The organism is Bacillus massilinigeriensis (assembly GCF_900111815.1).
Taxonomy (GTDB): domain Bacteria; phylum Bacillota; class Bacilli; order Bacillales; family Cytobacillaceae; genus Mesobacillus_C; species Mesobacillus_C mediterraneensis.
Genome location: NZ_LT630004.1, coordinates 694,086 through 706,685, shown reverse-complemented (window position 1 = coordinate 706,685; position 12,600 = coordinate 694,086). Strand labels below are relative to the sequence as shown.

Sequence of the window (12,600 nt, the reverse complement as noted above, 5' to 3'; positions counted from 1 at the left end):
ATCTCTCCTTATTGAGACAATAAATTCCTTCCCATTATATCATTTAATCACCATGATAGACTGTTCTTCTTTTACAAAAAAATATAATCATTGATTATTGGGTATACAATAATGGAAAGGAATCAGGTGATGTATCATGAAACAAAAAACAATACTTGGGGCAAACATGCTGCACAGGGATTTTTTTCATCAGCCTACCCTCGAACTTGCCAAATCTCTCCTAGGAAAATTACTTGTAAAGGAGAACAGTGATGAAACGACTGCGGGCTACATTGTGGAGACGGAAGCGTATATTGGACCGATTGACAAGGCTGCCCATAGCTATCTTAATCGGAGAACGAAGCGGACAGAGGTAATGTTCGGAGAACCTGGGTTCGCTTACACATATGTCATGCATACGCATTGCCTTGTAAATGTTGTCAGCGGGGAACAGGAAAAGCCGGAAGCTGTTTTAATTCGTGCCCTTGAGCCAGCAATTGGGCTGGAATTCATGCGGGAAAGGCGCAATGTAATAACAGATCGAGATTTGACAAACGGACCAGGGAAGCTGACAAAAGCGCTTGGAATTACGATGGAGGATTATGGACATTTTCTCGCTGTTCCTCCCCTTTTTCTCGCCGAAGGCTTTAAACCATCCGGCATCTCTGCCGGGAAACGGATTGGCATTGACTCATCTGAGGAGGCAAGGGATTATCCCTGGAGGTTCTGGGTAACCGACAACAAATTTGTTTCGCGACATCAAAAAGCAACAGAAATCATTTTGTGATCAAAAAAGGGGGGCAACTATTGAAGCAAGCAGTTTTTTTGGACAGAGATGGTGTATTGAACGAGGTACTTTCAAAGCGAGTGAAATTCGTCAACCGCCCGGAAGATCTTTATCTTCTTGAAGGAGCAGCAGAGGCAGTTGCCGAGTTGACTAAAGCTAATCTTGATGTTTTCATTGTAACAAACCAAGGCGGTGTCGGACTTGGCTTTATGAAAGAAAAAGAGCTTATCAAAATTCATCAAAGATTAGCTGAACTTGTTGGGGAAAAGGGCGGAAAAATTCGGGAGGCTGTCTACTGCCCTCACAAACCGAAAGAGGGTTGCACGTGCAGAAAGCCAAATGCAGGCATGCTGTTGGATCTAGCAGAGCGCCATCATCTCAATCTGGAAAAGAGTGTGATGGTCGGGGATCACGAGCGCGATATTGAAGCTGGTAAAAAAGCGGGCTGCAAAACCGTTTTCATCGGCGAAGGTGAAACAAAGGCAGACAGCCAAGCTTCCAGCCTTCGTGAAGCCCTTCCCCATATTATCAGCCTGCTTTCAAGCTGAAAGCAGGCTGATAAAAAAAGAAGCCCTTAAAAGAGCTTCTTACATAGAAAAAGTCAAAATTACTTTTTGCGGCATATCTGCATCTGTATACTCCGCTTTTTTCATTTTTTCACATGACGGCATTTGATAAGAGAATTCCGTTACGCTTTTTGGGATGATTGCTTTCTCCTTCAGCTTTTCAAAAACTTTTTCCATCGTTTCTTCAGTATCCACACATTCATCAATACCTTCATACTTAAAGCACTCTACACATGTTTCTACAATTTGGCTGTTGACTTCCTCTTGAGAGAACACAAGTTTTGCACCAGCAATTTCTTCGACTTCTTTGTTCTCAAGCTCGATAATAGTTGTGATGTTCACTTCGGACACCTCCATTATTATTCACTATCATTATAGTGATTTAACCTTGTGAAATGGGAATTTCTCCAGTTTGTTCACTATTTATTCATAATTCCCCCGCCACCACTTTGACAAACCAATTTTACGCTGCTCCTTATCTCCTGCCACATGAAGTGCAAAAGGCTGAAAAAGAGAGTAGCGATTTCACCTTCTTCTCTAATGCAGCAAAGCGGAAAACCAAAGTGGTTTCCTTTTTCTTCTATTCCGCCAACCATGCAAGGCCGATTGTTCCTTGGCCTGTATGGACGCCAGGAACGGGACTGAACTTAGTCGTGGTGACTGATATACCAGGATACAGTGCTTGAAGATCCCGCTGCCATTCTTCTGCCAGATCCTGCACGTTGCCATGAATGACACTAACTTCCTTGACTCGATGTGCCTCTTCGGAAAAAATGTAAAAAAGCTTTTCTTTCACTTTTTTCTCTGTTCTGATTTTATCAAGGAGAACAACTTTTCCGTCTTCGAAGTGAACAATAAGCTTTAGCTTGATCATGCTCCCCAGAATTACTTGTGTGGTGGAAAGACGTCCGCCCTTATGAAGCTGCTCAAGGCTTCCTGGTGCCATCATCAGTCTGGCTTTCTCAGGAAGTCCTCGCATATGATGGATGATTTCATCATATGACTTTCCTTCCTTTTGCATCTGAACACCTATCTCAATCATTTTCCCCAAAGGATAGGAACCGATTTTGCTGTCAATCACTTCGACATTGTAATCAACCATACCTGAAGCTACCACAGAAGATTGGTATGTTCCTGTAAGGGCACTCGATGCGTGGATAGCAATCGCATGCTTGTACTTCTCTTTCAAGCTTTTATAAAGCTCCACAAATTCCCCGATAGCAGGCTGGGAAGTTTTCGGCAGAACTTTTGACGCAGCAAGCTTCGGATAAAAGTCCTCTTCTGTGATGTCGATTCCTTCTAAATAGGAATCTTCACCGAAGACGATGCTGAGTGGAACAACAAAGACGTGGTTGTTTTCAATAAATTCTTTCGTAAGGCTAGCCGTACTGTCTGTTACCCAAGCAATTTCATATTCGTGTTTCATGGCATCTCCTGTCTTCCATTATTTATTTGTTAAAATATAAGGTTTTTTGTCATTGATTCATTTTTCGACATAGTCATGTTTACTACTTACAATATACCATCTTCTTGAGAATTACACTCATGGAAAATGCACGACATTTTGTACATTTGTCGGACAAATGTTTTTCCTTCATCTTGAAGGGTAATACTATAGAGTAAAAGGGGGTAACACGAGATGGCAGAAGAGAAGAATCGCATGACAGAAGAACAGGAAACTGAAAGTATGATCGACCTCGTGCGAATTATCAACTCAAACAGCAATGAAAAAAAGATATCCGATATAATTAAGAACAATAAATCCCGGAAGAAAAAATAGCAATTTGAAATTGTTCTGGTATCTAGTAAAAGCCATCGCTCTTTCTAATATTCGGAAATGGTAATGGCTTTTTATTCCGTATTCAACCACTTCGTTTTCACCTTTCTCCCTCAACAAAAAAACAAACTCGATTTCCACCAAGTTTGTCTCCAGTTTAAAGTTTCCTATTCTAATTCCAATTTGTTTTCCTTAGTTTTTTGAAGCTTATAGAGCCTGTACGCATGGCTTGCGACTACTTTCAATACTGCGTATGTCGGCACGGCTAGAATCATTCCCAACAGCCCTGCTAGGCTGCCAGCTACAAGGAGCAGGAGGATAATTGTCAATGGATGGATATCCAGCTTGCGTCCCATGATATATGGAGAAGTCAGATTCCCATCTATCTGCTGTACGACAACCGCGACAAGCACAACTTTCACTGCCATGAGCGGTGATGTCAAAAAGCCGATGATTACTGCTGGAATGACACCAATGAATGGACCAATGAACGGAATGACATTTGTCAGCATCGTCACAACCGCAAGGACGAGTGAGTACTCAAGGCCGATGATTAAATAGCCAACATACATCATTGCTCCAACGAGGAAGGAGACAAGCGCCTGGCCCTTGATGTAAGAGCTTAAGGCTTCATCCAAATCCTTTAGTATTTTCCTGGCTTCCTTCGCCTGCAGGTATGGAAGGAATTTAAGAATATGCCGGGATGCACCTTCCCCATCCTTCAGCATGTAAAAAACAATGAAAGGAACGGTGATAATCACCGTGACAATGCTTGTAATCACTCCGATTACATTTGTTACCTGGCTGAATATATTGGACACATTTGAGCGGATAAACGTGGTGACCCGCTCGCTGATCTCGTCAAGCGACATATACTGGTTTTCCTGGAATCGTGAAAACCAGCCGCTGTCACGAAGGGCAAGGATTTCTTTTTGCAGGCTCCCCACCAGGTCTGGAAAGTTATCCACAAGGCTTTTGAACTGGCGTTGCAATTCAGGGCCCACAACGAGAACAAGCGCTATTCCCAGCCCGATAAACAGAAGATAAATTGCAACGATGGCCAATGCTCTTGGAACCTTTTTCGTATCAAGGAAGTTTACGATAGGCCTTAACAAATAATAAATGACTCCTGAGATTAAAAAAGGGAGGAATAATGTTTGAAAAAATATTCCGAGCGGCTTGAAGATAAAATCTACCTTTGAAGCCAAAAGAACGATGATAAGAAAAACAATAATCCCATACCCCAAGCGGAAATACTTCGAATTTGGCAAATGCGGACACCTCTCTATAAATAGGTCTTTGTAACGCGAGCATAGGCAACTCTAATGTATTTATATCCTAGCATAAACAGGTCCCACCTTCCTATTTATTTGGGGGGATTTTATTTCATACAAAAGAAGTGCCATTCCGGCACCCCCTTTTGCTATACTACTTTGTTACTTTTTCATTATCCTTATCACGTTTATCATCCTCATCGTCACTTACCAGCCCTTTTGCGGATTTTTTGAACTCCTTCAAAGTCCTTCCGAATGCAGAGCCGATTTCAGGCAGTTTGCTTGGACCGAATACAATCAAAGCAATAACGAGTAAAATAATCAATCCAGGTACACCTATATTGGATATTCCCATACTCCCGCCTCCTTTACATCTCCATCATAACATTACTCTTGTGGTAAGACGAGCATGTTAAAATAGAACTTATTCTCGCTACCCTACATACTTGCCTGCATCACTAATCCATCAAAAAATTGTTTCAAGGATACACTGCCGCCAGTTGCTGACTTTCCTTGTTGATAGAGAATTTCTCTATGGATGTTTTTATAACCATAAAGAGCGTTCGTATACTCCATCGTTAATTCATTTTCAAAATCGTCTTCGCATAAATTAGCGATGTTTACCATACCCTTTTTTATAGCTCGTCTAATACGCTGAAAAATAATTTTCTTCCCATGAGAATCTACTGCAAATTGTTCATTAAAGTTGATAGAATTAAAGGAAATATTTTGCTCGATCATTATATGGCTAATATTTAATATATCTGCATAACCTGCTTCAGAAGTTATTCCCAAATATCCTAATATTGATCGGACCTTTTTTTTCATTTCATTAAAATGGTCTCGGTTTATGCTTGAATAGCTATCAGAAGGATTTCCTAACAAATTTTGAATATTCTTCAGTTTTTGTTCCATCATTATGCTTTGTTTCACCCGATCAACAATTGTTCGAACCTCAAAAATATTGATTGGTTTATCAATAAAAAATTCAACGCCTGCTTTATAAGCTTCTTCTCTCAATTCGCTATCGCGCACCTGGGAAATCATAATGAATTTCAACTCAGGCTTCACCTTGCAGAGTGCTTGTACTAATGCAATACCATTCAGCTCGGGCATTAACAAATCTACTAATACAATATCAACATTCATTAGCATCAGCTCATTTAAAGCTTTTTTAGGAGATAAGGATGTTCCAACTACCTGGCTGTTCATGTCTTCTTCCACGATTCTTTGCAAGATCATAATGATTGAAAGGTCATCATCAATAATATAAAATTTCATGACTGTTCCTCCACAGTTAGTTTTTCCTTGTTAAAAGTTAAAAAGAAGACCGTTCCTCTTCCTTCTTCAGAAATAAATTTTATATTGCCTCCGAATTGTTCTTCCATAATCATCTTCACGTGAGACAAGCCAATCCCTCGATAAATATCTCCAGTATATTGATTAAATTTAGTAGAAAAACCAGGTTGAAAAATCATGTCTCTAATTTCCAAAGGAATACCAGGACCGTTGTCAGAAAAACTTATTTGCAGCTGCTTTCCCTGATCCTCGACAATTACTGTTATGGAACCTCCATGCTGTGTTCCTATCGCATCAATGCTATTTGAAATAATATTAGACAAGATGGACACAAGGTAGTAGTGATTATGTATTTGCAGATCAATTTGGTTCTTCACCGCTATCAAAATATCGAATTCTCTTTCCCTTATAAAACTGCGTGAATTCATCAAGACAATTTTTAGTATTTCACTTAAACGCATAGATGGCGAATTTGCTACTTCAAAATAACTCCCCAGACCTTTGATCACATTTTGATAATCTTTCTTTACTTCATGTACGTCTCTTGCAATATTTAACGCAATATTTCCATTTTCGCTGGAAGGGTTTTCAGTAGAAAGCTCTTTATTGAGTAAATAGGCATTTTTCATAATTCTTTCGATTTCGTTAATGTTTTTATTCATAAAATACACTTCGCTTTTCACTGCTGAAACGGACCACAAAAAGTGATAGTACCGCTGCTCATGCCCTTTTTTTCTAATCATGAGCGTAAAGTAATGATACATAAACACACTAAAGCAACTGATAAGCGTACGTACCAGCGCCACTAAAAACAATATTTTAAATAAACTCAGACTATAATTGGAAAAATTTAATAGAAGACTAATTTCTAAGATATTAGAGATATAATCACATAGCAAAATAGTAAAAAAGAAAGAACTATCATTGCGATAGGTGCGATGCCAGTATAAAAAATAATACAGACACCCATAGCAAAGATAAAAAGCTATATCAGTAAATACGAACTGAGCAATTTTGGGGATAGAATAATTATTGGTGATAAAAAGAAGAAGACCTCGAAAAAAAGGGGAAGCAATGGCAATTCCGATTGTTAACGGTACCGGATTGAGATCATCATTAAAGTACAAAAAAACGGGTAATAAAATAACGGACAATGTCAAAATGAAGCCATCCACAAAAAACGGCATATTTACTTGCGCCGCCAATGCGATACTAGTTGCAGCAACGCCTATTCTCTTTATTTTATCCTGATTAATGTTGCCGGAAAGAAGCTGCATAAAAAATCCTCCAATAACTTTCCGAAGCTTCTTGAAGCTTTCTGAAGCTTCGAAATACACTTTGATTATAGTCTTTAATAAACTTCAAAGGAGGAACAAATAATGAAAAATTTACGAAACCGAAGCTTTTTGACATTGCTGGATTTTTCACCAAAAGAAATGGAATTTTTGTTAAACCTGTCTGAAGATTTAAAAAGAGCTAAATATGCAGGTATTGAGCAAAAGAAATTATCCGGCAAAAATATCGCATTGATTTTTGAAAAGGATTCCACCCGGACTCGCTGTGCTTTTGAAGTGGCAGCCTATGACCAAGGTGCACACGTCACCTATTTAGGACCTACCGGGAGTCAAATGGGGAAAAAGGAAAGCGTTAAAGATACTGCTCGAGTACTTGGCGGAATGTATGACGGCATCGAGTATCGCGGGTTCTCGCAGCGAACCGTAGAAACTTTAGCTAAATATTCCGGCGTTCCAGTATGGAATGGCTTAACGGATGAAGATCACCCTACACAAGTATTGGCAGACTTCTTAACTGCTAAAGAATGCTTGAAGAAGCCTTATAATCAAATTCATTTTACATATGTAGGTGACGGACGCAACAACGTAGCAAATGCATTGATGATTGGCGCTTCACTGATGGGTATGACATTCCATTTGGTTTGTCCTAGTGAACTAAATCCGGCTCCTGAATTATTAGCTAAATGTCAGGAAATAGCATCTGATACCGGTGCATCCATTTTAGTCACAGATGATATCGATGAAGGTGTACTGCATTCTGATGTCATCTATACAGATGTTTGGGTATCCATGGGAGAACCTGACGAAGTGTGGGTAGAGCGAATCAAATTATTAGAACCTTATCGTGTTACGAAAGAAATGATGGAAAAAACGCAAAACCCTCATGTGATTTTTGAGCATTGCTTACCATCTTTTCACGATTTAGAAACCAAAGTAGGGAAAGAGATATTCGAAAAATATGGATTGAAAGAAATGGAAGTCAGTGACGAAGTATTTGAAAGCGCTGCCTCCGTTGTTTTCCAAGAAGCGGAAAATAGAATGCATACTATTAAAGCTATCATGGTTGCAACATTAGGAGACTAAGGAGGAAACGAAATGTCTAAGATTGTAGTTGCCTTAGGCGGAAATGCACTAGGCAATTCCCCTGAAGAACAATTAAAGCTGGTTCAACAAACAGCAGCTTCTCTTGTAGGATTGATTTCCAAAGGCCACCAAGTGGTGATCAGCCACGGTAATGGCCCTCAGGTAGGCACCATCAATCTAGCGATGAACTATGCAGCGGAACACGGGCAATCTCCAGCTTTTCCGTTTCCAGAATGCGGAGCGATGAGCCAAAGTTACATTGGCTATCATTTGCAGCAAAGTTTACAAAACGAATTGAGCAAAAATAATTTGACAAAAGAAGTAGCAACATTGGTTACTCAAGTCGAGGTCGATCCGGACGATCCAGCTTTTGCTAGTCCCACCAAGCCAATCGGATTATTTTACGATAAGACAACTGCAGAAAAAATTGCGAAGGAAAAAGGCTACGTTTTTGTTGAGGATGCTGGTCGTGGTTACCGGAGAGTTGTAGCTTCGCCATTACCAAAAGAAATCGTAGAGTTTAAAAGCATTAACCATTTAATTGAAGCTAATACTTTAGTAATTGCAGGCGGCGGTGGCGGTGTGCCTGTTGTGAAAGAGCGTGGCAAATACAGAGGAGTTCCAGCAGTTATTGACAAAGATAAATCGAGTGCACTCTTGGCTGGAAAAATCGCTGCAGATCAATTGATCATTCTCACCGCTGTTGACTTTGTCTACGTGAACTATGGAAAAGAAAATCAATTGGCATTAACTGAAACCAACAGTCAGCAATTAAAAGAGTATATAAAGGAAAATCAATTTTCCAAAGGAAGTATGCTGCCTAAAGTTGAGGCTTGCTTATACTTTTTAGATGAGAATCCAAGCGGGACTGCGCTGATTACTTCACTAGACAACCTTGATGAAGCCTTAGCTGGAAAAGTTGGTACTCGTATTAACAAATAAATTAATGGCAGTTCTTAAGGGGTAATATTGACGATCAAATTACAACTGCTGTTCTGATAAGTGGAACTTCACTAGCAGGTGGAGTTTCACTTATCAAAAACTACCCATTTCTCCTTAATCCTTACACATAATCAAATTAATAAAATATTAATCACTAACTTTAAAGAGAATGGATATAACTTTTTCTCTGAAGCTCAACATCATAATAAAATAATTTACTCACTTTAAAACCTTCCAAAAATACAACCTTTTTACGATTATATTTTTACAGAGGAGATGACCTTATGAACACGGTAAGTGAAGCAAACAAAACAGAAAAGGGCCCTAAAAAAAGATTTAAATTAAGAATGCCTGGAGCCTTTGTCATCTTGTTTGTCTTAACTATTGTTGCTGTAATAGCGACTTGGACTATTCCGGCAGGGTCTTATTCAAAGTTATTTTATGATCAGTCTAGTTCTAAATTAACCATCACGGATCCTTATGGAAAAGTTACAAGTGTCCCTAGCACGCAAGAAGAGCTTGATAAACTCCATGTTAAGATTGACATCAAACAGTTTACTTCAGGAGGAATTACGAAGCCAATCTCCATTCCGGACACGTATCAAAGACTGGAACAACAGCCTGCAGGACCTGAAGACATAACAAGCAGCATGGTTCGCGGAACAATTGAAGCTGTTGATATTATGGTATTTATTTTTGTATTAGGCGGCTTGATTGGTGTCGTCAAAGCAAGCGGTGCGTTTGAATCCGGCCTTATCGCTTTGACGAAAAAAACAAAGGGCCGTGAGTTTATGCTCATATTTATCGTCTCTATTTTGATGGTTATCGGTGGAACTTTATGCGGCATCGAGGAAGAAGCCGTCGCATTTTATCCAATTTTAGTTCCGGTATTTTTAGCGATGGGGTATGATTCTATCGTTTGTGTAGGCGCAATATTCTTAGCAAGCTCTGTTGGTACCTGTTTCTCCACGATTAACCCTTTCTCTGTAGTCATTGCATCCAATGCTGCTGGTATAAGCTTCACTGAAGGGCTTTCTTGGAGGCTCGGCGGGCTAGCTGTTGCAACAGTTTTTGTCGTTATTTATTTACGTTGGTATTCTCAAAAAGTGAAAGAAGATCCTACTTTCTCCTATTCTTATGAAGATCGTGAAGAATTCAATAAAATGTGGTTAGTAGCATCTGCCGACAGCAGCGAACATTCTGCCTTTACAGTGCGAAAAAAATTGATATTGACATTGTTCGTCGTAGGATTCCCGCTTATGGTATTGGGCGTAATGGAGTTGGGCTGGTGGTTTCCAACCATGGCTTCTTCCTTCTTAACATTTGCTATCATCATTATGTTCTTAACAGCTACAGGAAAAAACGGAATTGGCGAGAATGGCGTTGTCGATGCGTTTGTAAACGGCGCTGCGAGTTTAGTTGGGGTTTCCTTGATCATCGGTCTAGCTCGGGGTATTAACCTCGTGATGAATGAAGGTTTGATTTCTGACACGATACTTCATTTTTCATCCTCTCTTGTTGCGAATGTAAGTGGGCCATTGTTTATTCTGGTAATGTTATTCATTTTCTTTATCCTAGGATTTATCGTTCCGTCGTCTTCAGGATTAGCTGTTCTTTCCATGCCTATCCTTGCACCTTTAGCTGACACAGTAGATATCCCGCGTTTTGTAATTGTTACTGCATATCAATTTGGACAGTATGCTATGCTCTTCTTGGCACCGACTGGACTAGTCATGGCAACATTACAAATGCTGAATATGAGGTATTCTCATTGGTTCAAGTTTGTTTGGCCAGTAGTACTTTTTGTTCTAGTTTTTGGCGGGGGAATACTTGTATTACAAGTATTGATGTACTAGAGTTACTTTCCATTTCAGAGTTAGCAGATAAAAAATTGGGCTAAATAAACCTATTTTTCTCTTCTGCTAAAAAATCTTAGCACAGACCATGACAGTGGACTGTGCTATTATTCTTTAAACGTATAAAACTCCCTCAATAGTTCAAGCCATCTTCTCCCGCAATTCATCGCGGAAAAAACTCTTCATGGCATGGAACACATCGGCTTTTTGCTTGAGGATAAAATAGCGGAATTTCTCGTCTTTGACGTTTTTGTATGCGGACATAAGGGTCGAGTGGCGATTATACTGGTTGACTTCACCGTATCCAAACATGTTCGATACCTTCATCAGCTGTTCAACCAGTTTGACACAGCGGGCATTATCCGAGGTAAGGTTATCACCGTCTGAAAAGTGGAAAGGATAAATATTGAATTTTTGAGGGTCATATTTTTCATCAATAAGCTGAAGGGACTTTCTATAGGCAGAAGAGCAAATCGTTCCACCGCTCTCCCCTTTTGAAAAAAAATCCTCTTCACTTACAACTTTTGCTTCGGTATGATGCGCAATGAACTCAATATCAACGGTTTCGTACTTCGTCCGCAGAAATCGGGTCATCCAGAAGAAAAAGCTCCTTGCCATATACTTTTCCCATATCCCCATACTACCGCTTGTGTCCATCATTGCCAGCACGACCGCTTTAGAGTCTGGCTTGATGATTTCATTCCATGTTTTAAACTTATAGTCCTCTTTGTAAATCGGATGAAAAGCTGGCTTTCCTGTCATAGCGTTTCGCTTGTATGCAGACATCATCGTTCGCCTTTTGTCAATATTACCCATTAATCCTGTCTTGCGGATATCATTGAATTCAATGTCCTGTATAGTCTGTTCCTGGTTCTGCTTCCGCTTCAAATTCGGAAGCTTTAACTCACTGAAAAGCGCTTCCTCCAGCTCCATCATGGAGACTTCTGCTTCATAATAATCCTCTCCGGCCTGGTCTCCCGCACCCTGTCCTTTACCCGGAGCCTTTTCTCCTGAACTGTCGCGTGCAACCACATCCCCGACCTTGCTATCTCCTTTTCCCTGGCCAACATGTTTGTTTTTATCATAGTTATAGCGAATCTTATATTCATCCAGAGACCGAATCGGAATCTTTACTACCTCCCTGCCGTTGGACATGACGATGCTCTCCTCGGAAATCAGGTCAGGAAGGTTGTTTTTGATTGCTTCCTGCACTTTTTCCTGATGGCGCTGCTGGTCATCATGGCCTTTCCGGTGGAGGGACCAATCTTCCTGGGAAATCACAAACTGGCCGCTGTTTTCTTCAGTCATCTTCAACCCCTCCTGTTCTTATTGGTTTTTCCCGTAACACTTTTTCCTTTTTTGGCATACTATAACTCGATGAAAAAACACATTGCTAATAACTGTAATTACTCTATCTTATGCAGATAGGGGGAATAATTTACTAATAATTAAGACAATTAGACAGTCTTCCAAGGAGCAGACAAGCCCGTTTTCATCATGGAAAAAAGCCTAGCAATGTTCGCTAAGCTTTTTCATTCAGTTCTTTATATTGTTCAGGGTCTGGTGTTTTTCCGTACTCTGCTTTCAACTCTTCGCCAGTCCTCCGGTGTTCCATCTGTTTTCCAAGGTTCTCCATCTCTTCTTCATTAGCTGCCATACTTCCGTTTTCCGGCACATGATTTTTTGGCAATTCTGCTTTTTTCATTGCAATCACCTCTTGAACTAACAATACCCTGTTTTCT

14 protein-coding genes are annotated in these 12,600 nt (G+C 40.0%); 6 read left to right on the top strand and 8 right to left on the bottom strand.

What is annotated here, in order from left to right:
- The first annotated feature begins 136 nt into the window (after nucleotides 1–136).
- Complete coding sequence (locus tag BQ5796_RS03835; RefSeq protein ID WP_200792861.1) at nucleotides 137–766, top strand: DNA-3-methyladenine glycosylase; 630 nt, start codon at nucleotides 137–139, stop codon at nucleotides 764–766.
- Nucleotides 767–786: 20 nt separating this feature from the next.
- A complete protein-coding gene (locus BQ5796_RS03830; protein WP_071459014.1) occupies nucleotides 787–1,314 on the top strand; it encodes a D-glycero-alpha-D-manno-heptose-1,7-bisphosphate 7-phosphatase in 528 nt (175 codons plus the stop codon).
- 39 nt (nucleotides 1,315–1,353) lie between these two features.
- On the opposite strand, the gene BQ5796_RS03825 is transcribed toward BQ5796_RS03830, so the two are convergent.
- Both BQ5796_RS03825 and BQ5796_RS03820 read right to left on the bottom strand, forming a co-directional pair.
- Entirely contained in the window at nucleotides 1,354–1,674 is a 321-nt protein-coding gene (locus BQ5796_RS03825) for a hypothetical protein (protein ID WP_071459013.1), read from the bottom strand.
- Nucleotides 1,675–1,912: 238 nt separating this feature from the next.
- Entirely contained in the window at nucleotides 1,913–2,758 is an 846-nt protein-coding gene (locus BQ5796_RS03820; protein ID WP_071459012.1) for a DegV family protein, read from the bottom strand.
- A 213-nt stretch (nucleotides 2,759–2,971) separates the two neighbouring features.
- On the opposite strand from BQ5796_RS03820, the gene BQ5796_RS18050 reads away from it, so the two are divergent.
- Nucleotides 2,972–3,112: a hypothetical protein gene (locus BQ5796_RS18050; protein WP_159430976.1), complete on the top strand. Its 141-nt coding sequence runs from the start codon at nucleotides 2,972–2,974 to the stop codon at nucleotides 3,110–3,112.
- A 164-nt stretch (nucleotides 3,113–3,276) separates the two neighbouring features.
- Here the strand turns inward: BQ5796_RS18050 and BQ5796_RS03815 are convergent, their stop codons facing one another.
- The 4 genes from BQ5796_RS03815 to BQ5796_RS03800 form a co-directional block, all read right to left on the bottom strand.
- Nucleotides 3,277–4,380: an AI-2E family transporter gene (locus tag BQ5796_RS03815; protein ID WP_071459011.1), complete on the bottom strand. Its 1,104-nt coding sequence runs from the start codon at nucleotides 4,378–4,380 to the stop codon at nucleotides 3,277–3,279.
- Nucleotides 4,381–4,537: 157 nt separating this feature from the next.
- Nucleotides 4,538–4,738 carry a twin-arginine translocase TatA/TatE family subunit gene (gene tatA / locus BQ5796_RS03810; protein ID WP_071459010.1) on the bottom strand — a complete coding sequence of 67 codons (201 nt, stop codon included), beginning with the start codon at nucleotides 4,736–4,738 and terminating at the stop codon, nucleotides 4,538–4,540.
- Between the two features lie 83 nt (nucleotides 4,739–4,821).
- The gene (locus BQ5796_RS03805) at nucleotides 4,822–5,664 is read right to left on the bottom strand and encodes a DNA-binding domain-containing protein (RefSeq protein ID WP_071459009.1); all 843 of its coding nucleotides are present in this window, start codon (nucleotides 5,662–5,664) and stop codon (nucleotides 4,822–4,824) included.
- Entirely contained in the window at nucleotides 5,661–6,959 is a 1,299-nt protein-coding gene (locus BQ5796_RS03800; protein WP_071459008.1) for an ATP-binding protein, read from the bottom strand. Before BQ5796_RS03800 ends, BQ5796_RS03805 begins: the two co-directional genes overlap by 4 nt.
- Before the next feature lie 102 nt (nucleotides 6,960–7,061).
- Between BQ5796_RS03800 and argF the strand changes: the two genes are divergently transcribed.
- The 3 genes from argF (at nucleotide 7,062) to BQ5796_RS03785 (ending at nucleotide 10,858) form a co-directional block, all read left to right on the top strand.
- The gene (gene argF / locus BQ5796_RS03795; RefSeq protein WP_071459007.1) at nucleotides 7,062–8,060 is read left to right on the top strand and encodes an ornithine carbamoyltransferase; all 999 of its coding nucleotides are present in this window, start codon (nucleotides 7,062–7,064) and stop codon (nucleotides 8,058–8,060) included.
- 12 nt (nucleotides 8,061–8,072) lie between these two features.
- A complete protein-coding gene (gene arcC, locus BQ5796_RS03790; RefSeq protein ID WP_071459006.1) occupies nucleotides 8,073–9,002 on the top strand; it encodes a carbamate kinase in 930 nt (309 codons plus the stop codon).
- Between the two features lie 284 nt (nucleotides 9,003–9,286).
- Nucleotides 9,287–10,858, top strand: coding sequence for a YfcC family protein (locus BQ5796_RS03785; RefSeq protein WP_071459005.1), 1,572 nt, complete (start codon nucleotides 9,287–9,289; stop codon nucleotides 10,856–10,858).
- A 141-nt stretch (nucleotides 10,859–10,999) separates the two neighbouring features.
- Here BQ5796_RS03785 and yhbH read toward each other — a convergent pair whose 3' ends face one another.
- Both yhbH and BQ5796_RS03775 read right to left on the bottom strand, forming a co-directional pair.
- Nucleotides 11,000–12,166 carry a sporulation protein YhbH gene (yhbH, locus tag BQ5796_RS03780; protein ID WP_071459004.1) on the bottom strand — a complete coding sequence of 389 codons (1,167 nt, stop codon included), beginning with the start codon at nucleotides 12,164–12,166 and terminating at the stop codon, nucleotides 11,000–11,002.
- A 214-nt stretch (nucleotides 12,167–12,380) separates the two neighbouring features.
- Nucleotides 12,381–12,563 (bottom strand): hypothetical protein, encoded by a 183-nt coding sequence (locus tag BQ5796_RS03775; RefSeq protein WP_071459003.1) that lies wholly within the window; start codon nucleotides 12,561–12,563, stop codon nucleotides 12,381–12,383.
- Between the last annotated feature and the right edge of the window lie 37 nt (nucleotides 12,564–12,600).